24 protein-coding genes are annotated in these 26,518 nt (G+C 46.9%); 15 read left to right on the forward strand and 9 right to left on the reverse strand.

The features are described from left to right. The first annotated feature begins 107 nt into the window (after positions 1–107). Together DES35_RS10125 and DES35_RS10130 are read left to right on the forward strand one after the other, a co-directional pair. Positions 108–1,073: a polyprenyl synthetase family protein gene (locus DES35_RS10125; protein WP_235183086.1), complete on the forward strand. Its 966-nt coding sequence runs from the start codon at positions 108–110 to the stop codon at positions 1,071–1,073. A gap of 37 nt (positions 1,074–1,110) precedes the next feature. Next, positions 1,111–1,707: a riboflavin synthase gene (locus DES35_RS10130; protein WP_037359861.1), complete on the forward strand. Its 597-nt coding sequence runs from the start codon at positions 1,111–1,113 to the stop codon at positions 1,705–1,707. Between the two features lie 111 nt (positions 1,708–1,818). Here the strand turns inward: DES35_RS10130 and accC are convergent, their stop codons facing one another. The 3 genes from accC to DES35_RS10145 are packed head-to-tail and all read right to left on the reverse strand — an operon-like array spanning position 1,819 to position 4,740. Further along, positions 1,819–3,156 carry an acetyl-CoA carboxylase biotin carboxylase subunit gene (gene accC, locus DES35_RS10135; RefSeq protein WP_037359859.1) on the reverse strand — a complete coding sequence of 446 codons (1,338 nt, stop codon included), beginning with the start codon at positions 3,154–3,156 and terminating at the stop codon, positions 1,819–1,821. 32 nt (positions 3,157–3,188) lie between these two features. After that, a complete protein-coding gene (gene accB, locus DES35_RS10140) occupies positions 3,189–3,680 on the reverse strand; it encodes an acetyl-CoA carboxylase biotin carboxyl carrier protein (protein ID WP_037359857.1) in 492 nt (163 codons plus the stop codon). A 34-nt stretch (positions 3,681–3,714) separates the two neighbouring features. Further along, the gene (locus tag DES35_RS10145; RefSeq protein ID WP_114366496.1) at positions 3,715–4,740 is read right to left on the reverse strand and encodes a beta-ketoacyl-ACP synthase III; all 1,026 of its coding nucleotides are present in this window, start codon (positions 4,738–4,740) and stop codon (positions 3,715–3,717) included. Between the two features lie 396 nt (positions 4,741–5,136). Here DES35_RS10145 and DES35_RS10150 point away from each other — a divergent pair, with 396 nt between their 5' ends. From DES35_RS10150 to DES35_RS10160, 3 genes are read left to right on the forward strand one after another with little or no spacing between them, the layout of a single operon-like run. Then, a complete protein-coding gene (locus DES35_RS10150) occupies positions 5,137–5,859 on the forward strand; it encodes an alpha/beta hydrolase-fold protein (RefSeq protein WP_037359853.1) in 723 nt (240 codons plus the stop codon). A gap of 18 nt (positions 5,860–5,877) precedes the next feature. Next, a complete protein-coding gene (locus DES35_RS10155; protein WP_037359851.1) occupies positions 5,878–6,900 on the forward strand; it encodes an ATP-grasp domain-containing protein in 1,023 nt (340 codons plus the stop codon). A 17-nt stretch (positions 6,901–6,917) separates the two neighbouring features. Next, positions 6,918–8,021: a carboxylate-amine ligase gene (locus DES35_RS10160; RefSeq protein ID WP_037360000.1), complete on the forward strand. Its 1,104-nt coding sequence runs from the start codon at positions 6,918–6,920 to the stop codon at positions 8,019–8,021. Positions 8,022–8,292: 271 nt separating this feature from the next. On the opposite strand, the gene DES35_RS10165 is transcribed toward DES35_RS10160, so the two are convergent. Together DES35_RS10165 and folK are read right to left on the reverse strand one after the other, a co-directional pair. Next, positions 8,293–8,949 (reverse strand): deoxynucleoside kinase, encoded by a 657-nt coding sequence (locus DES35_RS10165; protein WP_051889378.1) that lies wholly within the window; start codon positions 8,947–8,949, stop codon positions 8,293–8,295. After that, the gene (gene folK / locus DES35_RS10170) at positions 8,946–9,443 is read right to left on the reverse strand and encodes a 2-amino-4-hydroxy-6-hydroxymethyldihydropteridine diphosphokinase (protein ID WP_037359996.1); all 498 of its coding nucleotides are present in this window, start codon (positions 9,441–9,443) and stop codon (positions 8,946–8,948) included. The genes DES35_RS10165 and folK overlap by 4 nt, the downstream gene beginning before the upstream one ends. Before the next feature lie 61 nt (positions 9,444–9,504). Between folK and sppA the strand changes: the two genes are divergently transcribed. Genes sppA through DES35_RS10190 form a run of 4 tightly spaced genes read left to right on the forward strand, consistent with a single transcriptional unit; the run spans position 9,505 to position 13,794 of the window. After that, positions 9,505–11,262, forward strand: coding sequence for a signal peptide peptidase SppA (gene sppA / locus DES35_RS10175; protein ID WP_114366497.1), 1,758 nt, complete (start codon positions 9,505–9,507; stop codon positions 11,260–11,262). 6 nt (positions 11,263–11,268) lie between these two features. Then, complete coding sequence (locus DES35_RS10180; protein ID WP_235183085.1) at positions 11,269–11,964, forward strand: queuosine precursor transporter; 696 nt, start codon at positions 11,269–11,271, stop codon at positions 11,962–11,964. Between the two features lie 5 nt (positions 11,965–11,969). Next, positions 11,970–13,373 (forward strand): glycosyltransferase family protein, encoded by a 1,404-nt coding sequence (locus DES35_RS10185; RefSeq protein WP_037359847.1) that lies wholly within the window; start codon positions 11,970–11,972, stop codon positions 13,371–13,373. Continuing rightward, on the forward strand, positions 13,363–13,794 hold the full coding sequence (locus tag DES35_RS10190) for a RidA family protein (RefSeq protein ID WP_037359846.1): 432 nt from the start codon (positions 13,363–13,365) through the stop codon (positions 13,792–13,794). Before DES35_RS10185 ends, DES35_RS10190 begins: the two co-directional genes overlap by 11 nt. A 633-nt stretch (positions 13,795–14,427) precedes the next feature. On the opposite strand, the gene ychF is transcribed toward DES35_RS10190, so the two are convergent. Further along, the gene (ychF, locus tag DES35_RS10195; protein ID WP_037359844.1) at positions 14,428–15,522 is read right to left on the reverse strand and encodes a redox-regulated ATPase YchF; all 1,095 of its coding nucleotides are present in this window, start codon (positions 15,520–15,522) and stop codon (positions 14,428–14,430) included. Positions 15,523–15,676: 154 nt separating this feature from the next. Continuing rightward, complete coding sequence (locus DES35_RS10200; protein WP_037359842.1) at positions 15,677–16,720, reverse strand: threonine aldolase family protein; 1,044 nt, start codon at positions 16,718–16,720, stop codon at positions 15,677–15,679. Positions 16,721–16,809: 89 nt separating this feature from the next. Between DES35_RS10200 and DES35_RS10205 the strand changes: the two genes are divergently transcribed. Further along, on the forward strand, positions 16,810–18,195 hold the full coding sequence (locus DES35_RS10205) for an alpha-amylase family glycosyl hydrolase (protein WP_084180195.1): 1,386 nt from the start codon (positions 16,810–16,812) through the stop codon (positions 18,193–18,195). Here DES35_RS10205 and DES35_RS10210 read toward each other — a convergent pair. Beyond that, complete coding sequence (locus DES35_RS10210) at positions 18,178–20,352, reverse strand: endonuclease MutS2 (RefSeq protein WP_114366498.1); 2,175 nt, start codon at positions 20,350–20,352, stop codon at positions 18,178–18,180. The two genes, DES35_RS10205 and DES35_RS10210, sit on opposite strands and share 18 nt — an antisense overlap. 309 nt (positions 20,353–20,661) lie before the next feature. Here DES35_RS10210 and DES35_RS11570 point away from each other — a divergent pair, with 309 nt between their 5' ends. Continuing rightward, positions 20,662–20,829 (forward strand): hypothetical protein, encoded by a 168-nt coding sequence (locus DES35_RS11570; RefSeq protein WP_170125739.1) that lies wholly within the window; start codon positions 20,662–20,664, stop codon positions 20,827–20,829. Positions 20,830–21,055: 226 nt separating this feature from the next. Further along, a complete protein-coding gene (locus DES35_RS10215; protein WP_114366499.1) occupies positions 21,056–21,268 on the forward strand; it encodes a DUF4842 domain-containing protein in 213 nt (70 codons plus the stop codon). Positions 21,269–21,309: 41 nt separating this feature from the next. Here DES35_RS10215 and DES35_RS11575 read toward each other — a convergent pair whose 3' ends face one another. After that, on the reverse strand, positions 21,310–21,447 hold the full coding sequence (locus DES35_RS11575; protein WP_160172018.1) for a hypothetical protein: 138 nt from the start codon (positions 21,445–21,447) through the stop codon (positions 21,310–21,312). 365 nt (positions 21,448–21,812) lie between these two features. Between DES35_RS11575 and DES35_RS10220 the strand changes: the two genes are divergently transcribed. From DES35_RS10220 to DES35_RS10230, 3 genes are all read left to right on the forward strand, one after another. Then, positions 21,813–24,557, forward strand: a complete 2,745-nt coding sequence (locus DES35_RS10220) for an FG-GAP-like repeat-containing protein (protein WP_114366500.1) — start codon at positions 21,813–21,815, stop codon at positions 24,555–24,557. Between the two features lie 87 nt (positions 24,558–24,644). After that, a complete protein-coding gene (locus tag DES35_RS10225) occupies positions 24,645–25,322 on the forward strand; it encodes an ABC transporter ATP-binding protein (protein ID WP_084180255.1) in 678 nt (225 codons plus the stop codon). Beyond that, positions 25,319–26,506 (forward strand): ABC transporter permease, encoded by a 1,188-nt coding sequence (locus tag DES35_RS10230; protein WP_114366501.1) that lies wholly within the window; start codon positions 25,319–25,321, stop codon positions 26,504–26,506. Before DES35_RS10225 ends, DES35_RS10230 begins: the two co-directional genes overlap by 4 nt. Positions 26,507–26,518 lie beyond the last annotated feature (12 nt).

A 26,518-nucleotide genomic window follows, 5' to 3' on the forward strand; every position in this document is an offset into this window, starting at 1 on the left:
TCCCGTAAAGTTACTTATCTGACTATGGCCTGGATGTTCGGCGGGAATTGTGTGTGTAATATTGCATCGGATACGAGAGCTCAACGTTTGTGGAAAAGCAGATATCATTGGACGAAATAAAAAGACCTGTTGCACAGGAGCTGGCACTGTTTGAAGAGAAGTTCCGGCAGGCCATGAAGTCCAATACCCCTCTGCTGGACAGAATCACACACTACATCATTCGCCGTAAAGGAAAGCAACTCAGACCCATACTGGTATTTCTGACTTCCCGATACTTTGGCCAGGTAAGCGAACAGACCTACCGAGGTGCTGCATTGATAGAGCTGATGCACACTGCTACTCTGGTACACGATGATGTAGTGGACGAAGCTTATTACAGAAGGGGATTTTTCAGCATCAATGCGCTGTGGAAAAACAAAATAGCTGTATTGATCGGCGATTACTTGCTTTCCAAAGTGTTGCTGCTGGCAGTAGAACACGGCGATTTTGAAATGCTGAGACTCGTCTCTACTGCCGTGCGTGAAATGAGCGAAGGGGAGCTGCTACAGATCGAAAAGGCACGACGGCTGGACATCGATGAGCACGTGTACTACGAAATAATCAGGCAAAAAACCGCTTCGCTGATAGCGACTTGCTGCGCTGTGGGCGCTTATGCAGGGGGGGGCAGTGCAGAACAGGTGCAGTTGTTTACAGAATTCGGGCAGCACCTGGGTATGGCCTTTCAGATCAAAGACGATTTGTTTGACCTCGACCCGGATAGCAATTCCGGCAAACCTTCGGGTATTGACATTAAAGAGCGCAAGATGACTCTGCCACTGATTTATGCCCTGAACCATGCCGGTTTTTTAGAAAAAAAACAGATTTCCTACCTTGTAAAATACAAGAGCAACGATCCCAAAAGCGTGAAGAAAGTCATTGATTTCATCCTGGGAAGCGGAGGAGTGGAATACGCCAAGGAAAAAATGAAGGAGTACCATGCAGCAGCCATCGAAATACTGCAAAAGCTGGGGGGTGGACCGACGGAAGAATCGCTGAAACTCTTGTCGCTATACGTACTCCGGCGCAAGCAGTAGAAGAAATCAGGGATGGTGTAAAAAAGTGCAAGAAGACATGTTTACAGGAATCATTGAGACATTGGGCGAGGTAAAGTCCATAGAAGCCGAAGGCTCCAACATACATTTTGTGATTGAATCGGCAATAAGCCATGAGCTCAAAGTAGATCAGAGCGTGGCGCACGACGGCGTGTGCCTCACGGTGACCGATCTGCCGGGTACCGGACGGCATCGCGTCACAGCCATTGCCGAGACCCTAAAGCGCACCAACCTGGGTAGCTGGAAGCCAGGCACATTGGTAAACATCGAACGAGCCATGCAAATAGGCGGCCGACTGGACGGCCACATGGTGCAGGGCCACGTTGATACCACAGCCGTACTGGTCTCGGTAACCGACCAGGGAGGTTCCTGGGATCTGGTATTCACTCACCCCGAAAGTCCGGAATGTATCACTGTGCCCAAGGGGTCGATATGTGTAAATGGCGTGAGCCTGACAGTAGTAATTTCCCGGTCGGATTCCTTTTCGGTATCAATCATTCCCTACACATGGGAGCATACCAATCTGCGATTGCTGAAGCCCGGGGACCGCGCCAATGTAGAATTTGACATTCTGGGCAAATACATTCACAGATTTTTAGCCGTTTATCGCCAATAAAACATCGGACATCTGAAAGCAAACGGGCACCACAGAGACTCTTGCAGAGAGTATCCAGGCGCCCGTTAGAGATGATACATTTCAGGTCCCAGGACCGGCGAAGTGAGAGCGTTATTTCAGCTTAAAGTTTTCGAGGAACTTGGTGGTGTAGTTTCCATTGATGTAGTCAGGGTGGTCCATGAGTTGGCGATGGAAGGGGATGGTAGTTTGAATGCCCTCAATGACAAACTCGTCGAGTGCCCTTCGCATCTTGTCGATGGCTTCTTCACGGGTCTGGGCGGTAGTGATCAGTTTGGCAATCATGCTGTCGTAGTGAGGCGGGATCACATAGCCGGCGTACACATGCGTATCGAGCCTTACGCCATGACCACCCGGAGCGTGAAAAGTAGTGATGCGGCCCGGACACGGTCTGAAGTCGTTATATGGGTCTTCGGCATTGATCCGGCATTCGATGGAATGTAGCTTCGGATAATAGTTTTTGCCGGATATGGGTATTCCATAGGCCACTTTGATTTGTTCGCGGATGAGGTCATAATCAATGACCTGTTCGGTGATGGGATGCTCCACCTGAATGCGGGTATTCATCTCCATAAAATAGAAGTTTCGGTGCTTGTCCACGAGAAACTCTACGGTACCCGCGCCCTCATATCTGATGTATTCGGCAGCTCGAACGGCAGCTGCACCCATTGCCTCGCGCAGCTCAGGTGTCATAAAGGGGGAGGGGGTTTCTTCAGTAAGTTTCTGATGCCGTCGCTGGATGGAGCAGTCGCGTTCGGAAAGGTGGCAGGCTTTGCCCGTAGAGTCGCCTACGATCTGAATTTCGATATGGCGGGGTTCTTCGATGAGTTTTTCCATATACATGCCATCGTTGCCAAAGGCTGCTGCCGCCTCCTGCCGTGCGGTTTCCCAGGCTTTTCGAAGTTCTTCTTCGTTCCAGACGGCACGCATGCCTCTCCCACCCCCACCGGCAGTAGCCTTCATCATCACCGGATAGCCGATTTCACGGGCTACAGCTATGGCATGGTCGAGGGATTGGAGCAGCCCGTCACTACCGGGAATGGTCGGCACACCGGCTGCTTTCATTGTGGCTTTGGCAGTAGCCTTATCTCCCATTTTTTCGATCATCTCAGGAGAAGCACCGATAAATTTGATGCCGTGCTCGGCACAAATTTTCGAGAATTTGGCATTTTCGCTCAGAAAGCCATAGCCCGGGTGGATTGCGTCGGCATTGGTAATTTCAGCAGCTGCTATGATGCGAGGGATATTCAGATAGGATTCTTTGCTGGGAGGCGGACCTATGCACACGGCCTCGTCGGCAAAGCGCACATGGAGGCTGTCCTTGTCCGCAGTAGAATAAACAGCTACTGTCTTGATGCCCATCTCTTTACAAGTCCGAATGACCCGCATGGCGATCTCGCCACGATTGGCAATGAGTATTTTTTTAAACATAATACTCCTGATTGAATTATTAAGTATTTGATTTACAATGGCTCTACAAGAAAGAGCGGCTGGTCGTATTCCACGGGCTTCTGATCGTCTACAAGTACTTTTACGATCCGCCCATCGATTTCGGATTCAATTTCATTGAAGAGTTTCATGGCCTCAATGATGCAGACCACCTGTCCTTTTTTGATTTCTGAGCCCACTTCTACAAAGGGTGGTTTGTCGGGCGCCGGTCTGCGGTAGAATGTGCCTATCATAGGCGATTTGATGGTGAGGTATTTAGACTCGTCGGCAGCCGGAGCAGCGGGTTTGGCAGGCTCAGCAGGTGCTGCCGGAGAGGCTGCTGAAGGTACCTCTACCACCTGGTGAACAGGAGCCGCGTGTGCCACTACAGGCACTGACTCTACCGGATAGGTGACCCCGCTGTGCGTTTTGATGGTGATTTTAAAGTCCTCTGTTTCGAGACTGACTTCTGAGGCACCTGATCTGGCCACAAATTTTATTAGATTTTGTATTTCTTTCAGGTCCATTGCGCTATGATTTTACATGGTTTAGATTCAGAATTTACTCAATATAAGGTTTACCTACGGCACTGCCGTCATATGCCCATTTTACGTATACAGCACCCCATGTAAATCCTCCTCCAAAGGCAGCCAATATCAGGTTGTCACCCTTTTTCAGCTTGCTTTCGTAGTCCCACAGCAAGAGGGGTATGGTGCCGTTGGTGGTATTTCCATACCGGTGAATATTGAGCATCACTTTAGTGTCGTCGAGGTTCATTCGCCTTGCGGTAGCATCTATGATTCTCTTGTTGGCCTGGTGTGGTACCAGCCAGGCGACATCATCGGGGGATAGGCCGTTGCGCTCCATGATCTGAGCCGCCACCTCCGCCATATTGGTCACGGCAAACTTAAAAACAGCCTGTCCTTCCTGATGCACAAAGTGTTCGCGGTTTTCTACCGTGCTTTTGGTAGGCGGGTACATACTTCCTCCGGCTTTGATGTAGAGGTATTCCCGACCTATTCCATCGCTGCGGAGGATGTGGTCCAATACTCCGTACTGCTCATCGCTGGGCTCCAGCAACACGGCACCACATCCATCGCCAAAAATCACACAGGTAGTGCGGTCGGTGTAATCGATGATGGAAGACATCTTATCGCCACCAACCAGCAGCACTTTTTTATAGGAACCTGTCTCCACAAACTGTGCAGCCGTCACCAGACCGTACAAAAAACCTGAACAGGCAGCCTGCAGGTCAAAGCCAAAGGCATTTTTTGCTCCGATTTCGCTGCACAAATAGGCAGCAGTGGAGGCCACCGGCATATCCGGCGTGGTAGTACTTACGATCACAAGGTCGATTTCGCTGCCGTCTATGCCGCGTTTTGTAAGGCATTCGGCTATGGCTTTTTTTGCCATATACGATACTCCAAGACCCTCTCCTTTTAAAATTCTGCGCTCTTTAATGCCCGTCCGCGTTGTGATCCACTCATCAGAAGTGTCTACCATGGTTTCGAGCAGGGCATTGGTCAATCTGAATTCAGGAACATATCCTCCAACAGATGTGATGGCCGCCGTGATTTTGCGATCCATAATACAGCTGATAAATAAATTTTTTAAGGCTGCAAATGAACAAAATTCAATCTAAACTATACGAACAATTTACATGCTTGCATAACATTGAGGTAAAATACCACACATAAACGTGCAAGGCTGCATCCCCCCTGAAATGCTTTCACCAAAAAACGGCAGGGCCGATAGATTTTTTCCGATGGACTACGAACTACAACAGCTCCATCCGCCGATAGCCAATGCAGCAAAAAAATGCTTCACAAGTTTTTTTTAGCAATTAACTAAGAATCATCAGTGATAGAATAAGATTTCGGCCTCTTTAAGTTAAAATAAAAGAAAGATGCATCGGGACTGCGGATTTAACGGATTTTTTTATTTCTTGCAGCCAACTTCTTTGTAAAAAACCGCCCCTTCGGAATGACAAATGAAAGGTACATTAAATGGCATTCGAGCCACTTGAACATGGACATTGAAATGCTGGTGTACGGATATAAGGGCATGCCCTTACTCATTTTTCCTACCAGCATGGGCAGATTCTATGAGGCGAAAGATTTCAGACTGATACATTCGATTGACTGGTTTCTGAGAGAGGGATTTTTCAAGGTGTATTGTATTGATGGGATTGACCGCTACAGCTGGTACAACAGATCTATTCACCCTGCCGACAGGGTTAAGAATCACATTTGGTACGACCTGATGGTGTATCGCGAACTGGTCCCGTGGGCCATGCACGAAACCGGATTTGGAAAGGTAGCTGTGGCCGGGTGTAGCTTTGGTGGTTATCACGCGGTGAACTTTGGTCTGAAACACCCCGACAGCACCAAATACATCCTCAGCATGAGCGGAGCTTTTAACATCAAAGGCAGATTGGACGGCTACTACGATGACAACGTATATTTTAACAATCCGCCGGACTTTCTGCCTAACGCATGGGATGACCACTTCAGAGACCTCTTTGTGTTTCTTGGAGCCGGTGAGTGGGACATCTGCCTGGGCGACAACTACGAAATGGCCGACTTACTCGGTCGAAGAGGTATCCGCAACTGGCTGGACATCAGGCCGCGTGAGGTTCATGATTGGCCCCTTTGGCGCATGATTTTTCCGCACTATTTGTCAATGATCGTCAACTCACAGGTATAAAAATTTAAACCCGCAACTATGAAGAAAATAGGAATTCTCTTTGGCATGGAAAGAAGCTTCCCCAAAGCTTTTGTGGAGGCCGTAAACGAAATGAATGTGGACGGAATCACGGCAGAACCTGTACAGGTAGACGTCGTTCAGCAGGCAATTGGTACCGATTACGCAGTAATCATCGATCGAATATCGCAGGATGTCCCCTTTTACAGAGCTTACCTGAAAAATGCAGCTGCAGCCGGTACTGCAGTCATCAACAATCCATTTTGGTGGAGTGCCGATGAAAAGTTTATCAACAACAGCATCGCCATATCGGTAGGTGTTCCAGTGCCAAAGACCGTACTGCTGCCGAGCTTTGCCAGACCCGACGATACCACCGATGCCTCTTTCAGCAATCTGGCTTTTCCGCTTTCCTGGCAAAACATATTTGACTATCTGGGCTTTCCGGTTTTTATGAAACCACATGCCGGCGGTGGTTGGAAGAGTGTCTTCAAAGTACACAATGTGGATGAATTTTTCAACGCATATCACCAAACCGGCCAACTGGTGATGATGGCTCAAGAAGCCATCGAATTTGAGGAATATTACCGGATTTACTGCATCGGACGGAAATATGTACGCATCATGCCTTATGAGCCTCGCAATCCACATCACCTGCGCTATGTAAGCGATAAGCATCCCTCAGCTGAAATGGAAAAATTGCTTACAGATTACGTGCTTCGCCTCAACAATGCCCTCGGTTACGACTTCAATACCGTTGAATTTGCCGTTAGGGATGGCATTCCGTACGCTATAGACTTTTGCAATCCTGCCCCGGATGCCGATGTACATTCGGTGGGCGAAGAAAATTTCAGATGGGTCGTCGAACACGCTGCCAAATATGCCGTGGAGAGAGCTCAGGCTCACAGAGATGGACAAATGAACCTCACCTGGGGCGACTTTGTCAAACGCTCGGTAACCGAATCAGAATTACCTGCCAGCGAAGCATCAAAAAAGACCTCAAAGTCTGGATCCTCTAGAAGTAAATCTTCGAAAAAAACCACTTAAAAAATTCTTACATGGGACTGCCTAAATTTACCCTCGGCGTAGAAGAGGAATACATGGTAGTACATCCCGAAACACGGGAACTTACCAGTCATGAACAGAAAATCGTGGAAATAGCTTCCCGGACGATGGACGATAAGGTCAAGGCTGAAATGCACCAGGCTGTGGTGGAGGTCGGTACTTCCATCTGCAACAATGTCCATGAAGTGCGCGATGAAATCCGAAAACTCAGAAAAAATGTCTCAGACATAGCCGGAGAATTGGGACTGAGAATCGGTTGCTCGGGTACACACCCCTTCTCCCTCTGGACAAAACAACTCATCACCCCAAATCCACGATACGATGAAATCGTAAACGAAATGCAAGAAGCCGCCCGAAGCAATCTGATCTTTGGCCTACATGTGCATGTGGGCATGCCCAACAAACCTACCGCCATGCACATCGCCAATACAATGCGCTATTTTCTGCCTCACCTTTATGCACTCAGCACCAATTCACCCTTCTGGGAAGGGAGAAATACAGGTTTTAAGTCCTTCAGAAGCAAGGTATTCGACAAATTTCCACGCACCGGTATACCCGACTATTTCGGAAGCTATGAAGATTACATGCGCTATGTAAATCTATTGGTGAAAACCAACTGCATTGACAATGCGAAAAAAATCTGGTGGGACTTACGTGTGCACCCCTTTTTCGACACCATCGAGTTTCGGATTTGTGACATTCCGATGACCTGTGAAGAGACCGTTTGCCTCACCGCACTCTTCCAGGCACTCGCAGCCAAAATCTTCAAACTCCGGCAGCAAAATATGGGCTTCATCATCTACCAGCGAGCCTTGATCAACGAAAACAAATGGCGTGCAAGCCGATATGGCATCGATGGCAAGCTGATCGACTTTGGAAAAGAAGAAGAAGTGCGGGTGCGCGTGCTGATCGAAGAGCTCCTCGACTTCGTGGACGATGTGCTCGACGAGCTCGACTGCCGGAGAGAAGCTGAATATGCGCTGAAAATACTGGAAATGGGTACAGGAGCCGACCGCCAGCTCAAAGTGTTTGAAGAAAGCGGAGGAGACTTTATCCAAGTAGTCGACTACATCCTGGAGCAATCCATTTGCGACTGCGATTGACTTTTTTGCCAAATTCCGTGAACTGTTTACCTGCAGCGGGAGACTTTTTTGTCTAACCGACACGGTTCCACTCAATTATTGAGCACCGATGAGTTCGAACCAGCATTTCCATAGTGACCTGACGCATCACCTGTGATTCCACAGATGATGGTATGATGCCGAATTGGCTGAAGAGAAAAATTCAGCAGTCCATTGATTTCAATCAATCAACACCCCGATATGCTTCTAAAATCTGAATGTATCAGAAATATGCTCCACCGTATGAGTGGGTTTACACAAGAGCTGCTAATTCATCCGGCCCGGAGACAAGGGTATTGCCTGTAAAATCCTTGCGAAGCAAAGCCTGTATCAACAGCTCCAAATGCTGGTCATTTCCGATAAAATCAAAAGATTCCCTGACCAGAGTAATCGTCGGGGTTGTAACCATTTTCAGAAAGTTCTTGTATTCTTCGGAAAGTCTGAGCAGATATTCTGAAGGGATGTTTTGCTCAAAACTCCTTCCTCTCGATTTTATGTTGGACATAAGAGTGGGCAGCTCTGCACGAATAAAAATGATCAAATCCGGCCCACGGATGGAGGAAAAAAGCGCATCGAAAAATTGACTGTAAAGGCGGAACTCTTTAGGCGAAAGATTTACAGAGGCAAAGAGCTTCGATTTCAGAGGATGGTAATCGCTTACTACATCTGGTTGAAACAAATCGGATTGGGTCAAAATACCAGACAATTGTGCATATCGCTCCGCCATGAAGGCCATTTCCACCGTAAAAGCCCATCGCTCCGGACTGGTATAAAATTCCTCCAGAAACGGATTGTCGGCAAACTGCTCCAAGACAAGGCGGGCATTGAGTCGCTGAGCGAGCATTTGGGCAAGTGTAGTCTTACCAGCGCCAATATTTCCCTCTATTGCAATGTATTTACCGAGTTTCAATTCAACTTTTCTATTTTGCTGTCGTCTCCACACTCGGAGAGCAATTCCATACAAGTCTTTTTTAGCACCGGATGCACCCAGTCGGGAGAGATTTCTTTCACCGGAACGAGGGCAAACTTACGCAAGTGCAGCCGGGGATGAGGAATGCATAGTTCATTGGATTGATATACCAATTCATACGAATGAATGATGTCGATATCGAGTTGCCGCGACTGATACCCCATACCCGAATTACGTCTCCGGCCAAATTGCTTTTCAATTTCCAGCACGGTGTGTAAAAGTTCATCAGGTGAAAGTGAGCATCTAACCTCCACGGCCATGTTCAAGAAGTCGTCACCAACCATCCCCCAGGCCGGTGTTTTAAAAACAGAGGATTTTGCGACAATTTCAAGACCCGACTGAGCCAATACCATCAATGCTCCATCAAATGCCGTCAATACCTCACCTTGATTTCCCCCCAAGAGGAGTACATAATGATTTTGTGAATTTTGCATATTGCCGTTTCTGATGACCAAACTATTATTGTATCATTGCAAATGAAAAATATTCCGCACAATGAAAACTTTTTTCAAAATGTTAATAGCCAGCATCCTGGGTGGTGCCATTTTGCTATCATTGATCATTTTTATCATCGCTGGCATTGGCATGGCCAGCAAAAAAGAATTTGTGCTGAAAGAAAATACCGTACTGAGCATTGATCTCAATATTCCAATACTCGAAAGAAACTACAACAACCCCTTTGAAAACTTTGACCCATTTACCGGGGAGCCGCAGAAGAGCGTTGGTCTGTACGAGCTGATAAAAGCCATCGACGAAGCTTCCGAAAATGAAAAAATTGCTGGTATTTACCTGAAAGCCGGAAGCGTACAGGCCGGATTTGGCACCTTAAAAGAGTTAAGAGATGCCCTTCTGCGCTTCAAAGATTCCGGAAAATTTATTATCGCCTATGATGAAAACATGTCGCAGAGAGGCATGTACCTGAGTAGCGTAGCCGACAGCATTTATGTGGCTCCTGAGGGTATTGTCGAATTTGGCGGCCTATCTACATCTATTCCCTTCTTCAGAAAATTTCTGGAAAATGCCGGCATTAAGGCAGAAGTGGTGCGTGGCAGCAACAACAAGTTTAAATCGGCCGTAGAACCCTACCTGGAGTATGAAATAAGCGAAGCAAACCGCCAGCAGATTTCTACCTTACAGCAATCCATCTGGGCCGTGATGCGAAGTGATATATCCAAATCGAGAAACATAGCTGAAAATACACTGGATGACCTGGCTAATACACGTGAAGCTACCTTGCCGGCAAAAGCAGCCGAATATGGTCTGATCACCCGACCTGCTTACATCGATGAGATCCGAAATGTACTTACAACACTTACCAACAATGAAAAATATGACGATGTACATTTTGCAAATGCCTCACAGCTTCTGTCGACAGCCAGAAAGGAAAAAACAAAAGTTGTGAAAGACAGAATTGCTATCGTATTTGCCCAGGGAGAGATCAACAGCGGAGAGGGGAGCGAAACACAAATCGGCAGCGATCGCATCGCGGCTGCCATTCGCAAGGCCCACGAAGATGACAAAGTGAAAGCGATCGTACTCAGGGTAAACAGTCCGGGTGGCTCTGTACTCGCCAGTGACATCATTCTCAGAGAGGCTATCCGGGCCAAAGAGAAAAAGCCTTTTATTGTATCCTTTGGCGATCTGGCTGCCTCAGGTGGTTATTACATCTCCTGTATGGCCGATACAATCGTAGCACAACCCACCACCATCACGGGTTCTATTGGTGTATTTGGCCTGTTTTTCAGCGCTCAGGACCTGCTCAACAACAAGCTGGGTGTACGTTTTGATGTAGTGAAGACCCACGAATTTGCAGACTTTGGCGCTGTAGACCGCCCGCTCAAAGAAAGTGAAAAGAGATTTCTGCAGCAGTATATCGATAAGTTCTATGGCGAGTTTTTGCAAAAAGTGGCAACAGGCCGTAAGCTGGATTCGCTTTTTGTGGACAGCATTGGCCAGGGCAGAGTATGGACAGGTGGATGGGGCCTGAAACTGGGACTGGTCGATGTGCATGGAGGTCTGAATGATGCACTCAAAATAGCAGCAAAAAAAGCCGGTCTTGAAACCTACAAAGTCGTAGAATATCCGGAGCCAGAAAACCCCTTAACTGCGTTTCTCAAACAATTTGGCCTTGATGCCACCAGCCGAATGAAAAAAGAGCTGGGGATGCTTTATCCTTATTACGAGAGGATTAAAAACCTCTACAGTCAGCAGGGACTGCTCATGCGAATGGAGTACGATCTAATGTTTGAGTAATCCGTATTGAGCCGGAAAAGCGAAATTCCCATCACAGATAAAGCACGGAGAGACTTTATGCTACTCTCTGCGCTTTTCGTCAGTGCACTGATCACGTGCAACCTGATAGCCAATAAATTTGTGGCCTTGGACCTCGGTTTTAAAACGTTTATCATCTCGGCTGGAGTACTGCCTTATCCCATCACTTTTCTGATCACCGATATCTTATCGGAAATTTACGGTAAAAAGAAAACACAGGAAGTAGTTTTGTTTGGCTTTGCAGCTGCGCTGTTTACGTTGTTGATACTATTGCTCGGAGCATCTTTTGAGGCCATACCCAATTCGGTAGTATCGGATGAGACCTACAATCAGGTGTTTAAAAACTCATGGAGACTCATTGGTGCTTCGATGGTTGCATACATTGTGGCTCAACTGGTCGATGTGCGTTTATTTCACTTTTGGAAGCGGCTGACCAAGGGCCGGATGCTATGGGTCCGAAACAATTTTTCGACCATATTGTCCCAGCTGGTTGATACGACTTTGGTGGTTACCATCATATTTATTGGGCGGGAAGACCTCCCCACAATAGGCAGGTATATCCTGGATGGATGGATATTTAAAGTCATCATCGCAGCTCTGGATACACCCTTTTTCTACGCGGGTGTATATTGGTATCGCAAAAAGTATCACCTGTCCTCTGCCCATCAGGAAGTGGACTTCTAAAAGATATGAAAATCCGATCTCACCGAATTCAATTGTTTCTGCTGCAGGTAGCAGTCATAGCTTTGAAGATCCCGTTTCTAACCCTGGGGTTCGGACCTGAGGAAGACGCCTGGGGACATGTGTACAACATCATTGAAATTTTTGAGCAAGGCCATTACATAGTGTCGCGTCTTCCCGGTCATCCGGCCTACGAAGCACTGATGTTTCTGCTTTTTCCGCTGATTGAGTTTCCATTTATCATCAATGTACTTTCAGCTTTGGCAGCGGCTTTTGCCATTCGTGAATTTTATCGCATTGCTGTGTTCATCGGTATTAAGAGGCCTGTGCTGTGGACCCTGGCTTTTGCTCTGATGCCGGCATTCTTTTTAGGCAGCACCTATGCCATTGATTACAGCTTTACAATCTGGCTGATCCTTCTCTCCACAAGAATGCTCCTGAAGCGCAGGTATGTTTCGGCCGGATTGGCCATTGGGTTGGCCACGGCCTTTCGCATTACCTCATTGGCCATGTTGCTTCCTGCAGTTCTGTATCTGTACATGCAAAAGTCCAGATTCAGAAATTACCTCTTGATCCTATTATCTTCTGCCGCTGTGTCTTTGGTTTTTTACACACCGGCTATACATCAGTATGGTATTGGATTTTTCGATTATCACAAGCCACCCGGTCCGGGATTTTTAAAGGCCTTTTACAAGCTCACCTTTGGTGCCATAGGAATTATGGGTGTTGCAGGTTGTATCCTGTTGGTCATCAATGTGGCCAAAAATTCAATTGGACAGGTGGTCATCGGTCTTAAAAATCCGTTTTCCATCTATCTGCTTAGCGGATTGATGTTGTTTGTCTTGTCCTACTTGATGCTTCCAGAAAAATCGGCATTTGCCATACCCATTTACACCTTTTTATTTCTGATTTTGGGCACTTTTGAAAACAAAGGTTATCAGGACTACGGACTGGCGATGATGTGTATTTCGCTCTTTGCATTTGGCATCCAGTTTATTCATCCTTTTAGAGGAGCAAATCCTTTGTCATATTCCATCTCGGTGCAGTCTGCCGATCAGGAAATTCAGTTCTCTCCTCATGTGGGGCTTTATTTTTCAGAACTTCAAAAAAGAAAAAACAAACTGAAATATGCCAATGCTGCTTATGAAACACTGGCCGGAATGCCTCCCTCCCAAACAGCGGTAATCACTGGTTGGTGGTATGCACAGCTCAAAACAATGGAATGGCTTAGGGATGAAGAATTGCCTGTAAAACTGGTCTATTACGTAAATGAGAAAGAGTTGGAGGAATTGGTTCGTCAAGGCTATCAATTCCGACATCTGGAAGACCTCCATGAGGTAAACGACCGGCTAAAAAACACCAACATTCAATTACGATCAGAACCCATAACCATCAGCTACGATGAGCAATGAACACATCACAACCGGACAGGCACCTAAACCCGTAGGTCTGTATCCACATGCCAGGAGAGTGGGAAACCTGCTTTTTCTATCAGGCGTAGGGCCAAGAGTGGCAGGCTCAGGCCCAAACGATTCGGCAGTACCCGGATTGGTCCTCGACCACAATGGAAATTTTAAAGAATTTGACTTCGAGGCACAGGTTCACTCTGTATTTCAGAATGTGAAAGCCATATTGGAGGCCAGCGGCAGCAAATGGGAAAATCTGGTGGATGTGACCGTATTTCTGGTGAATATGAAAAGAGACTTTCACACCTTCAACCGCATCTATGCAGCGTATTTTAAGGACAATCAACCCTGCCGTACTACGGTCGAAGTCAATGCCCTGCCTACACCTATTGCCATAGAACTGAAGTGCATCGCAGTAATAGAGTGAACCATTGATTTTACCGGGCTTATACATCACAATAGTAAAGGAAAACCCCCTTAAGTCTGGCATGATATCGGGCGGGTGATTGGCCACAACATTGTAGCCAACACCTGTTTCGCCCATCACTCTTTCTCACTCCATAGCAAATGAGGTCGATAAAAGATGCAAATTCCGAAGTGCGATTGGTCTCTACTTCAGGAGCTACCGGGTTTGGTATGGGGAAATTGTTGCTCTTATTAATTTTTTTTCACTTGTAAATGCACTTCCTGATGTGCTGCTTTGAAAGTATTTGCCTGATGAAATTTGTCTTTTCTGGTTTTAGTGAGCGTATATGCAGGCAAAGGCACTTATCCGAGATGAACGGTACTGATTACCTTCTCACTTAATGTGGTAAAGCTGGTAAAAAGTACTAATTTCCAGACTTTATAAATATGGAAAATGAGATGCTGAACTTAAAAAAAAAATCCCGGACTTGTGGTCCGGGACTTTAAGTGGCTTAAAGCGATTAACACAAAATTTACCCAAATGAAAAAAGCGCACTTAATTGGAAAGAACGTTGATCATTTAAGGTCAATCTTTGTACCAAAAAGTGACTTTTGAGGGTCAGGGTTGTTAATGATAGATTAAAATTTGAAATAATTACACATTGAATCTAAAATGCATGATATCACCGTCTTTTACCACATACTCTTTGCCTTCAATGCGCAGTTTGCCGGCTTCTCTCACGGCTGCTTCTGAGCCATATCGGATGTAGTCTTCAAAAGAGATGACCTCTGCTCTGATAAATCCTTTTTCAAAATCGGAATGAATTACCCCGGCTGCTTTGGGTGCGGTATCGCCTTTGCGTATGGTCCATGCTCTGACTTCCTTTTCGCCTGCAGTAAAAAAAGTCTGCAGGTTGAGCAGCTCATATGCGGCTCGGATCAAGCGGTTAACTCCGGGTTCTTCAAGACCCAGCTCTTCAAGGAATAGTCTGCGTTCTTCATAGCTCTCGAGCTCGGCAATTTCACTTTCAATCTTAGCTGCCAGCAGAAGGACGCCGGAGTTTTCGGTCTTGGCGATTTCTCTGATTTTTTCCACCCATTCATTGCCGGTAGCAGCGGATTGTTCATCTACATTGCACACATAGAGTACAGGTTTGGCGGTGAGCAATTGCAAGCCCTTGACAATCTCAGTTTCATCCTCGTTTTGAGGGACAAACATTCTTGCATTTTTTCCTTCCAGCAGGAGATTTCTAATTTGGGTCGTGACGGCCAGTTCCTTGGCTGCTGTTTTATCTCCGGTTTTAGCTGCTTTTTCTATCCTGCTGATCCGTTTTTCTATGGTTTCAAGGTCTTTGAGTTGCAGCTCGATGTCTATTACCTCCTTGTCCCTTACGGGATCTACTGAACCATCTACATGGATGATGTTGGGGTCGTCAAAACAGCGAAGCACATGAAGTATGGCATGTGTTTCTCTGATGTTACCGAGAAACTGGTTGCCTAATCCTTCGCCTTTAGAGGCCCCTTTGACCAAACCCGCAATATCAACAATCTCTACGGTAGCCGGTACCACTCTTTGTGGTTTGACCAATTCGGCGAGCTTCTCAAGCCTGGGATCCGGCACATTTACCACGCCCACATTCGGCTCTATGGTGCAAAAAGGAAAGTTTGCACTCTGTGCTTTGGCATTTGACAGACAGTTGAACAAGGTGGACTTCCCTACATTTGGGAGTCCTACAATTCCACATTTCATTTATTTACAATACAATAGACCGGCAAAAGTAGATGAACATACGATTAAACATTCTATAATTTTCGATGAGCTGGTTTGGTTTTGAAGTGTGCTTTTGCCTTGTAGTCCGAAATTTTTTCTCCGGCTTTCAGAAGCTTAAGCTGGATAGAAGCACTTACTGAATGAAAGTATTTTCGATTTTCAATCCTTTGAGTATTTCAACGCATTGCCGGATCTGATGATCATCAATGTTGAGGTGAGTCACCATTCGTAGCCATCCCTGACCCATATAGATGCATCTGATCCCATTTTTTTCCAGCGTTTTCTGAACGTGTATTGGATCAGCGGAAGTCCGGAAAAAGATGATATTGGTCTCAGGATCAATCACTTCTGTCACCCAGTCAAGTTTTTTTAGGGTTGTTGCAAGATCAGTAGCCCGCCGATGGTCGTCGGCCAGGCGCTCAATGTGGTGGGTGAGTGCATAGATGCCGGCAGCCGCCAACAAGCCGCTTTGCCGCATTCCTCCGCCGAGTCTTTTGCGGATGCGCCTGGCTTTGGCTATAAACTCCCTATCGCCCATCAATAAGCTTCCTACCGGACATCCCAATCCTTTGGACAAGCATATGCTCATGCTGTCGGCCAATCCGTGATAATCAGATGGTTTTTCCCCTTTTGCTACCAGCGCGTTGTAAATCCTTGCCCCGTCGATATGTACTTTTAGTCCTAGCCTTCGGGCCTCATCAGACAATTTTCGGATGTGTGAAACTGCGTAGCATGTACCTCCTGCTTTGTTTACTGTATTTTCCAATGAAAGCAAGGATGACCGGGCATGATGGTCATCAGCCGCATTGATGTTCTGGCTTAGCGAACCGGGAGCTATCATTCCTCTTACACCGTCGAGCAGCCGCACACTGCAGTGGGCATTGGCAGCTATTCCCCCGCCTTCATACCAATAAATATGAGAAAGGCGATGGCAGAGTACTTCGTCGCCGGGTTGTGTATGGACCATGATAGCGATTTGATTGCACATCGTCCCTGAAGGGCAGAACAGTGCCGCATCGAAACCCCAGATTTCCGCTGCCATTTGCTCCAATCGGGCTGTTGTCGGATCCTTGTCGATCACATCATCGCCAAGAGGGGCCTCCAGCATGGCTTTTTTCATTTCGACAGTTGGAAGGGTCACCGTGTCGCTGCGCAAATCGATGCTTTCGGTAGTCATTGATTTTAGTTTTATGCAAATAAAATTTTTAGTTAGTTTGTCAAATCAAATATTTTGTTTCTTTTCAATTGGATAAAACCATCAGGCTTATGCTTCCAAAGTTTTGTATTGTCCGATATCTTTCGTTGGCCTTCTTGCTGGTCTTTGCTTCTACATGTACCCATCAAAAGGCACGTCAGAGCAGCAATGAAATATGTAAAAATCAAGGTATAGAAGTGCCTGAATGGGCAAGAAAAGCCCCCATCTACCAGGTAAATATCCGACAATTCACTCCTGAGGGTACGATCAATGCATTTTCCAAACACTTACCACGACTGGCAGAGATGAATGTGAAAATCCTGTGGATCATGCCTGTGCAGCCCATAGGAAAGCTCAACAGAAAAGGCCCTCTTGGAAGCTACTACAGCATCGCTGACTACCGGTCGGTGCATCAGGATTATGGCACGCTTGATGACTTCAGGAATATGGTAATTGAAGCACACCGACTGGGCATGAGGGTAATACTTGACTGGGTGGCCAATCATACGGCCTGGGACCATCCATGGATTGAAACGCATCCGGAGTGGTATAAAAAAGATGAAAACGGACGCATTGTGCCCCCCATACCGGACTGGAGTGATGTAGCACAGCTCGACTACTCAAATGCCGAGTTAAGAGAAGCCATGAAAAATGAAATGAAATTCTGGATTTTTGAAACAGATATTGATGGATTTCGATGTGATGTGGCTGAAATGGTTCCGGGAGGCTTTTGGTCCAATACATTTCGGGAACTCAACCAAATAAAACCTCTGTATCTGCTGGCCGAGGCCGAAGGCGTTGAAATGCACGAAAATTTCCACGCCACCTATGGCTGGCACCTGCACCATATCATGAACAAAATCGCTAAGGGCGATACCACCGCCGAGGCCATTGACAGCTATCTCGAAACACAAAACAAGGAAGGCTACAGAAGCAATATGCAGCGCATGTATTTCACCAGCAATCACGATGAAAACAGCTGGAACGGAACGGAGTTTGAGCGATTGGGACCGCTTCATCAGGCGATGTTTGTCACCATGGCGTTCTTGCCTAATGCAGTGCCGATGATCTACACCGGGCAGGAGTCGGCCCTCAACAGGAGATTGAAATTTTTTGATCGCGATCCGGTAGACTGGGCAGATTTTCCCCTGATGGATTTTTACAAAAAAATCTTTGAACTCTACACCACCCATCCGGCTGTGACAGCCGCCTGCCCTACCGGTGATTTTCTCCGACTCGACAATGGTCCATACCCCAATCTATATGTATACATGCGGGCAAAAGATGACAAAAAAGTGCTGGTGATAGCCAATATGGAAAAGGAAACGGTTACTCTGCCTGAGCTGGAACTTATATTCGGAGAGTGGACAGATCTCTTTACCGGAAAGAAAAAAACCATAAAGGCAGGTACAGAAATCGCTCTCGGCTCGGGTGAGTATTTAGTTTTGTACATCTGATACATCGTTTGGCGATGTGTTTCTTTTTTCTTCAGAAGTTGTGGATTTTCCCTTCTTGTTGGAAAGAGGGACAAATTGATTTCGCTCGAGCATCATCATCATATTGCCAAGCCGTATTTGGTATTTGTCCTTTCGGATGTCGGTGATTTGACCGATTAGATTGTTTTCCAGTACACGGATCTGATCGCCCACTTGCACCGGAGCCGTCAACAGCTTTTTGAGATTTTTACTGGTTTTTTCTTTCTTTTCCAGCTGTTCGGCTTGTCGTTTCCGGTTGTTTTCTGCTGATTTTTCCTGAAGAAGTTTCCAAAATTTCTGACTGATGGATTTTTTGTTGGAAGAGATGGGGTTTTGCTCCCAGGCATTGACCAGTTGACTAAACCTGCTGCCCCAGATGAGTTTGTCGCTGTGGTGGCGGTTGATTTCGCTCTGCTTTTCGAGCTTTTCTTCCAGTTTTTTGATTTTTATTTCCTGGTTTTCTTTCAGTGCGGAGAGTTCGGACAGTTGCTTTTCGAGTTGCTTTTTTTGGTATTCGAGGTGTTGTTTTTCCTGTTGAATGCTTACCAGCAACCTATCGATTTCTACCGTGGAGTTTTCGAGTTTTTCCTTAGCTCTTTGAATGATGAAAGGGGGTATTCCCACATTTTGAGCGACTTCGAAGGTGTAGGAGCTGCCCGGAGCACCAACCTGCAACTGGTAAAGGGGTTGCAAGGTCTCGCGGTCGAAGAGCATAGAGGCATTTTCCACATTGTTGAGCTGGGCAGCCAGGGCTTTTATTTTATTGAAATGAGTAGTGATGACGGCCAATGCACCGGCACTTTGAATTTCTTCGAGAAAGACCATGGCAATGGCTGATCCCAGTTCGGGATCGCTGCCACTGCCAAACTCATCTATCAGCACAAGCGAGCGTTTGTTCATCCGACGCAGCATCACTTTCATCCTTTGAAGCCTGGAGCTATAGGTAGAGAGTTCATTTTCCATGCTTTGGGCATCTCCGATATCGCCGAATAGGCTGTGTACAAGGCCGAATTCACTTTCCGGTGAAACGGGTATGGGGAAGGCGCTCTGCAACATCATGGACAGAAGACCCACGGTTTTCATGGCGACGGACTTGCCTCCGGCATTAGGGCCGGAAATCACCACTATACGCTTGTGCCGACTCAGCTCGATGTGGAGAGGTATGGTTTTCTTTTCCCTTTGTCGATTGTGGAGCAGAAGCACCGGATTGAACCCTTCGACAATTCTGAGGGTGGTCGGATGTTCCCTGACCGCCGGAATGCAGCCGTTGACTTCAATACCAAACAGCGCCTTAGCTTTACACATGTCTAAATCTACCAGGCGATCTTCAAATTCTTGCAGCACCGGATAGTACACCGAAATTTTCAGCGTCAGCTCCGTGAGTATTTTCAGGATTTCGCGTTTTTCATCATCTACGAGTCGAGCAATTTCATTGTTGATTTCAATGGTTTCAGGAGGTTCTACAAATACCACCATATTTTTGCCGCTGGAGCCGTGAAAAATGCCGTTTACTTTGTTTTTGTGCGAAGAAAGCACTGCCAAAACCCGGCGGTTTTCGTGAACAGACTCTTTGAAATCAGCTAAAAGTCCGCTGGCCTCCAGCCGGTTTACGACTTTGTAAAAAATCCGGTCGCACTGCTGTCGTTTTCTTTGCAGCTCTTCGCGTATGGCGGCCAATGTCGGTGAGGCAGAGTTTTTTATGTTGCCTTTGTTGTCAAAAACCTTGTCAATGGATTGGACAATTTGTGGCTCAGGCGGTCGATGTTGAATTTCTTTCCAGAGGTTTGGGCACAATTCTCTGTTTTGATGCAGAAATTTGTATATGTTTTCATAGCCTTCTGCTAGCTGGCGTATGGCCATGAAGCCTTTTTCGTCTACGGTGCCACTTCCGGTCTTGAGAATTTTGAAAGCCTTGGTACAATCCTCGTGAGCCAATGCAGGTAGACCATTGGTTCTATTGATCAGGAGCATCACCTCTTCCACTTTAGAGAGCTCTGCAGTCAACCGATTAAAATCGGTATGAGGCACAGCTGTCAATACCTCTTGTGCTGCTCTCGCAAGCGTACACCTGGAACTTATGTGCTCTTTGATTACATGAAATTCAAGTATTTCTGCTATGTTTTTCGGATATAAATACAACCTTCAGAGTCTTTGTCAATACCTTTGCAAAGGTGCACATACATTGGGCATGTTGCACTGGTGCAGAAAAAGACTGTTTTTTTGGACTTTTGTTGCAAAACGGGATTCTATCAACAACGCTGTTTACCACACAAGCTTGATAATGTGTGGGTTGTAAATATGGCATTATTTGATGTTTACTAAATACAAACCGTACGAACAAAGAAAAACGGGTTTTTTCTGCTCTTTTCTGTAGCGCTTTTTTCGGCCTGTAAGAAAGAGGATCAAAACAATCCGCTACCTACCCCGTCAGAGTTTAAAGACCTTGTGGTGAGTCCCGATTTCAAATGGAATACGACCCGAAACTTTACCCTTAAATTCATAGGGTTTACAACCTTAATGCCTGAGGCTTCCGGTGTGCTTACCATAGAAACTTTGCCGGATGGAGGGGGAATTCTCAGAGTTCGACACCGAAATGTGGTCAAACAGAGGTTTTGAGCTGATGCTGCCGGGCTTGTAAAGAAAATCAGTGTGGCCTACAGTCTTGTTGAAAAAGAAATTCAGGTCGATGGCACTTTAGCTGAATTCACACCGCTTCCCGACCTTGACAGTGAGGATTAGCGCGTTTTACTAATGCATCTGTTTGTGAAAAAGAAATGGTTTGCTGCTTTCATTACCTGGATGATAACGGCAGTCCCTACCACCAAAGCACAGGTAACGCTGAATGCTGAATCCGGCAGCGGGCAGGTATTATGTGACCAAAAACAACCTTCCATGGGCCATTCATTTGCCTGTACGGTTTGATTATCCGACGGAAAAGTCAGATATACTGAAAGCCTATAAAAAACTCGCTGACTGGGCTCAGAGCAATGGAGAATTGTATACCGATTGGTATCTGAACCTTCCGGGATACAGGGATCCTGAGTTTATCTACTGATTCAGGGAATTCCTGTCGACATAAAGGGCCGGCGCATCTTATTATGCGTCGGCATTTTTTTGTACCAAAATGCGCTCGTCCTTTGGGGTGATGAAGTCACCTGTCATGCTGATGCTCGTGACCATCTGAACTGTACGCCTCGGGTCGGCCATTTGGATGAGTGAGCGCAAAGGGTGCATCTGGTGATTTTTTTTGGTTGAGGCTCACGGGGGATGAACGTGCATGACATCTGTCTGGTGGAAGGCCGTAGAGAGAGCCTTGCGTGAGGGATGCGAAGGGCGCCCTCACGGGCGGTGCGAAGCACGGGAGCGAAGCGCACCCCGGAGCAGCCCGACCCCGCGCGGTTAGGCCGCAAGGCCGGCACGCGGGGGCACGCCCAAAAAATCTTCAATACACTGTGTGCATGGAGTGGTGTTTTTTGGGATATAAAAGTGCAATTGCAGTCTTTTTTTGTTAAATTGGGGATTTGAGTGAATGTCTGGGTGCAAATTACCGGTGGAGTGTGCGTTTGTTTATAAATTGTAGCCCAAATCATAGGACATAGATGCGAGTATACTTGTTGGTGGGTGTCTTTTGGATGTTGTGGACCCAAGGTGTGAAGGGACAGGTGGATTTTGAATATTACGACAGCATTCCCGTGCTATGGAACAACTCTCCCCTGCCTCAACCGTGGACAGGGGGTATGAGCCATATGCATTTTGCGGAGCTGGATCTGGATTTTGATGGTGTGGAGGATCTGCTGGCACTGGACCGTATGGGCAACCGGGCAATGGCTTTTCTGAGAAAAGGGTCTGGACAAAATTTTTACTATACCTACAGCTATGAAGTCAGCAAAAGGATTCCTGAGCTGAGAGGATTTGTGATAGCTGCTGACATCAACTGCGATGGGAAAAAAGATTTGTTTACGGGCAATCAATTTGCGGGGATCTTGCTGTATCTCAACACCTCGACCCAGGGCCAGCTGCAGTTTACCAAAAATCCGAACGGGGATTTTCTGTTTTCTCAATTTGGCACGATCAGTTCCACGATTTTCAACAATCCCCTGTCGATACCGGTCATTGCGGATCTGGATGGTGACAACCGATTGGAAGTCATCAATCAAAGCGTATTTGAAGACCGGTTTGAACTGCACAGGGCGGTGCAGCCTTGTACCACGCATTTTGAGCAAATCAAACTGTGCTGGGGTGGTTTTGTGAAAAGCGATTTGTTTTTGTCGCTTCATTTGATGAGCTGCAGCATCAACAACTTGTATGAAGATGTGATACTGCCTGAAAAGGTGCAGCATCTCGGTGCTGTAAATGCTGCATTAATGGACCTATCGGGCAATGGAAGGCTGGATATGCTGATGAGTGAGGAAGATTATCCGACTATGACGGCTGTATTCAACACAGGTACCTCCAATATCAATGCCTGGATGACTGGTCAGGACACGGCCTTCCCGTCGGGAAATCCCATCTATTTGCCCTACAGCCCGTCGCCGGTCTTTATCGATCTTGACAAAGATGGAAAAAAGGACCTGCTGCTCAGTCCGCGACAGAGAACCGGCAGGATGAAAAACAGTGTCTGGTATCTGAAAAATGTCGGCACAGGGCCGGCTGCGCAATTTCAATTGCAGACCAAATCGTTTTTGCAGGACCAATCGCTCAATCTGGAGTATGCCGCCTATCCGGTGATAGCAGACCTGGATGGAGACGGCAAACCTGACCTCATCGCAGGTCATCACGGACAGGAGATCGACAGTGCTTTGTACAGAGGACGGCTGTACTTTTTTAAAAATACCGGGACAGCGTCGATGCCGGTCTTTGAACTGGCCGACACCAATCTGGCCAATACATGGGGGCTGAATGCGGCCAATCTGTATCCTACTTTAGGGGATATCGATGGTGACGGAGATCTGGACCTTATCGTAGGGCTCTCCGACGGGTCGCTGGTCTATGTGGAAAATACCGGAACGTCGACAAACCCTCAATGGGCAGTACCGGTGAGCAATTTCCAAAATATTCAAGTGGGCCAATGGGCAGCTCCCGAACTGGTGGATGTGGATGGTGATGGCAAACTGGACCTGTTGATCGGCAATCGCCTGGGGCATATTCTGTACTACAAAAACACAGGCACGAGTACAAATCCGGTCTTTACATTATCCAATCAGAAGTTTGGGGGTGTAGATATGCGCGGGCCTTTTGATTTCAACGGGCACGCCATGCCGCGCCATTTTCGCTTGCAGGGAAGAAGCCTCCTGGCTGTGGGCAGCCATACCCAGGGGATTCATCTATTTGACAGTTTATCGCTTATTTCCCAAAAGCCTGAAAGCATCACACAGTCGATAGGCAATGGGTCTCACCAGCTCAATACAGCTGACCTTACCCCGTTTGGAATCAGTCGCCGAACGGGTAGAAATCAGGTGCTGTATCGGGCACAGGACATTAAAGATGCCGGTTTGGTGGCCGGGAGAATAACACAACTGGCTTTTAACTTGTCTCTTTCAGGAAATTTTTACATCAGCCAGGGAATCAGTATCAAAATGAAAAACACCAAACTGAGCCAACTGCAACAATTTGACACACTTGGCTTTACGGAAGTTTACAATCAGATGCTGATTCTTTCGACGGGTTGGAATGTAATTCCGCTCACCACTACTTTTCTCTGGGATGGTCATTCGGATTTGGTGATTGAATTTTGTTTTTCACAGAATATGCCTTCTCAGGACCTCGTCATTACGGGACACGATGCCGGATTTCCAGCCAATGCCTATGGCAATATTCAGGGTTTCAACACCATTTTTGCCAACGGGTGCGCAATGCCGTATCTGAATACTTCCACACTCAGACCTGATATCCGAATCACTTTGTTGCCATCCCTTTACAGCTACGGACAGCGACTGGTAGAGGGGCACCTGAATGCTGCTGCACTGCACGATTTCGATGGCGATGGATGGCCGGAACTGATCCTGGGCAATGCCTCCGGAGGCTTGCAGTTTTTCAAAGGAAAAGTGCCTGCAAATCTGAGCGTTCCGACTCATGAATCCACTGAAGTGTACAAGGGGATTTCGGTGTTTCCCAACCCTGCCTCCGATATCATCAATCTGCTAAACCATGCAGAAAGTTCTGAAAAAACTTTGAAATATGCCATGTACAGCCTGGACGGCCGAAAGGTTTCTTCAGGAGAAGGTGTGTGGTATGGCGCTCATTTTCAAATAGATGTGTCACAGATGCCCGCAGGTATGTACATTTTATACCTTCAGACTGCCGACCATGGGGCACAGGCTTTGAAGGTGTGTATCCGTCGTTGACAGCCTTGCAATGAAGTATTTTTGAGGCATCGTTTGTCCGTTTGAAGGACAACTTTTGCGTTGTAAGTAAAACCGATCCGACCAGGCATGAAGGATAACTCCACTACACTGATTGTGCAAACCGATGCGCTGAAGTATGCATACCATCATGAAAGTTCGTTTTTGTACCGGGACATTCATCTCGCCCGAAATCAAACTTTGTTTGTGTTGGGGAAATCAGGCTCAGGAAAGACCACCTTGCTCAACCTGTTGGCTGGCTTTTTACTACCACAGTCGGGAAGTGTTTGGATCGCAGGAGAAAACCTGGCCCGAATGTCGCAAGCGCAAAGAGACAGATTCAGAGGGAGGAATATTGGCATTGTGTTTCAGAAAAACATTTTTTTGAGCTCTGTGACCGTGTGGCAAAACCTTCAATGGGCAGCATATGCTGCAGGTCTCCCGTTTGACAAGGAACACGCCGGCCGGCTGCTGGAGCAGCTCGGCATTCAATCAAAGTCCAGCAAGAAACCCCATACCCTGAGCCAAGGTGAACAGCAAAGAGTATCCATCGCCAGAGCATTGGTCAATCGGCCTGCTCTTTTAATGGCCGATGAGCCTACCTCAGCTCTAGACGACGAAAATGCGTTGGAAGTAATCCAGCTGCTAAAAAATGCCTGCTCCAGCCACGAAGCTGCTCTGATTGTAGTGACCCACGACCGCAGGATTGTCTCATCGGAAGATTTGATTTATTACACCACACCATTTCAAACCCCTTCGCCTCAATGAAAAATATACTCCTGGCCTTAAACAACTTAAGAGACACACCCGCCAGAAGCCTCATTTCGATATTGCTGATGGCTTTTGGACTTGGCATGATAGGTGTAATGCGTTTTTTTTCAAAAAATGTGGAAGCCCAGTTTACCAGCAATTTAAGGGGAGTGGATATGATTGTAGGAGCCAAAGGCAGTCCATTGCAACTCGTGCTTTGCGGGATCTATCACATTGATGCACCTACTGGCAATATTCCGCTGCGTGAAGTTGAAAGCCTGCGAACGAACCAATGGGTAAAAGAGCTCATTCCGCTGAGCTTGGGCGATAACTATATGGGCTACAGAATAGTTGGAACTGATTCGTCCATCTACTCGCACTACGGCATAGAAATGGTGAAAGGAAGGCCCTTCCGAAAGCCGATGCAGGCCATAATCAGCGAACGGCTAGCCAGGGAACTGGGCATTTCGGTCGGACAGAAAATCGAAGGTACACATGGACTTACAGCCGGGGGCGAAGAGTCGCATCACCATCCGTACAAAATCACTGGCATCTTCAAAAACACCGGCACAGTAGCGGACCAACTCATCTTCACATCACTGGAAAGTGTGTGGGAGGTACATCACGACCATGGACATGATCACAGCAACGAACACGAAGATTTGGAGATTACCCTGGCTCTCATAAAATTTACCGGACCTATGGCCAATTTTACCTTGCCGCGCCTTGTCAATCAAAATTCATCCATGCAGGCAGCGCTTCCATCCATTGAAATCAATCGCGTATTTAATCTGCTGGGAATCGGGATGGAGGTGATTCGTTGGATAGCCATCGTATTAATTGTTCTCTCTGTAGCAGGTATTGTGTTCGCTTTGTTTCAATCGTTGAGTGGTCGCATGCATGAACTATCGTTGCTGAGAGCTCTGGGCTACAGACCTTTCGGCATATTTTCGATAGTGCTAAGCGAGGGATTGCTGATTTCGCTGCTGGGTGGAATAATAGGTGTACTGCTCAGCAAGACAGCTCAGTATTTTTTGGCTTCCTTTGCTGCCGGGACATTTAAATACAGGTTCGACTATGAATTTGGCGTTGATGATATTGCCTTGCTATTGGTATCTGCTGCCACAGGCATCATAGCTTCTTTGTTTCCGGCAATCAGGGCTTATTCGAAGTCTGTAGTCGTTACCATTCAGAAAGCCTGATGGTGAACCTGG

The sequence above is a fragment of the Schleiferia thermophila genome (genome assembly GCF_003337435.1).
Lineage (GTDB): Bacteria > Bacteroidota > Bacteroidia > Flavobacteriales > Schleiferiaceae > Schleiferia > Schleiferia thermophila.

Excerpts from the sequence above, each read along its gene's own strand:
- DES35_RS10130 (WP_037359861.1), top strand. The coding sequence starts at position 1,111 with ATGTTTACAGGAATCATTGAGACATTGGGCGAGGTAAAGTCCATAGAA.
- accC (WP_037359859.1), bottom strand. The coding sequence starts at position 3,156 with ATGTTTAAAAAAATACTCATTGCCAATCGTGGCGAGATCGCCATGCGG.
- accB (WP_037359857.1), bottom strand. The coding sequence starts at position 3,680 with ATGGACCTGAAAGAAATACAAAATCTAATAAAATTTGTGGCCAGATCA.
- DES35_RS10145 (WP_114366496.1), bottom strand. The coding sequence starts at position 4,740 with ATGGATCGCAAAATCACGGCGGCCATCACATCTGTTGGAGGATATGTT.
- DES35_RS10150 (WP_037359853.1), top strand. The coding sequence starts at position 5,137 with ATGACAAATGAAAGGTACATTAAATGGCATTCGAGCCACTTGAACATG.
- DES35_RS10155 (WP_037359851.1), top strand. The coding sequence starts at position 5,878 with ATGAAGAAAATAGGAATTCTCTTTGGCATGGAAAGAAGCTTCCCCAAA.
- folK (WP_037359996.1), bottom strand. The coding sequence starts at position 9,443 with ATGCAAAATTCACAAAATCATTATGTACTCCTCTTGGGGGGAAATCAA.
- sppA (WP_114366497.1), top strand. The coding sequence starts at position 9,505 with ATGAAAACTTTTTTCAAAATGTTAATAGCCAGCATCCTGGGTGGTGCC.
- DES35_RS10185 (WP_037359847.1), top strand. The coding sequence starts at position 11,970 with ATGAAAATCCGATCTCACCGAATTCAATTGTTTCTGCTGCAGGTAGCA.
- DES35_RS10190 (WP_037359846.1), top strand. The coding sequence starts at position 13,363 with ATGAGCAATGAACACATCACAACCGGACAGGCACCTAAACCCGTAGGT.
- ychF (WP_037359844.1), bottom strand. The coding sequence starts at position 15,522 with ATGAAATGTGGAATTGTAGGACTCCCAAATGTAGGGAAGTCCACCTTG.
- DES35_RS10200 (WP_037359842.1), bottom strand. The coding sequence starts at position 16,720 with ATGACTACCGAAAGCATCGATTTGCGCAGCGACACGGTGACCCTTCCA.
- DES35_RS10205 (WP_084180195.1), top strand. The coding sequence starts at position 16,810 with ATGCTTCCAAAGTTTTGTATTGTCCGATATCTTTCGTTGGCCTTCTTG.
- DES35_RS10215 (WP_114366499.1), top strand. The coding sequence starts at position 21,056 with ATGCTGAATCCGGCAGCGGGCAGGTATTATGTGACCAAAAACAACCTT.
- DES35_RS11575 (WP_160172018.1), bottom strand. The coding sequence starts at position 21,447 with ATGCACCCTTTGCGCTCACTCATCCAAATGGCCGACCCGAGGCGTACA.
- DES35_RS10220 (WP_114366500.1), top strand. The coding sequence starts at position 21,813 with ATGCGAGTATACTTGTTGGTGGGTGTCTTTTGGATGTTGTGGACCCAA.
- DES35_RS10225 (WP_084180255.1), top strand. The coding sequence starts at position 24,645 with ATGAAGGATAACTCCACTACACTGATTGTGCAAACCGATGCGCTGAAG.
- DES35_RS10230 (WP_114366501.1), top strand. The coding sequence starts at position 25,319 with ATGAAAAATATACTCCTGGCCTTAAACAACTTAAGAGACACACCCGCC.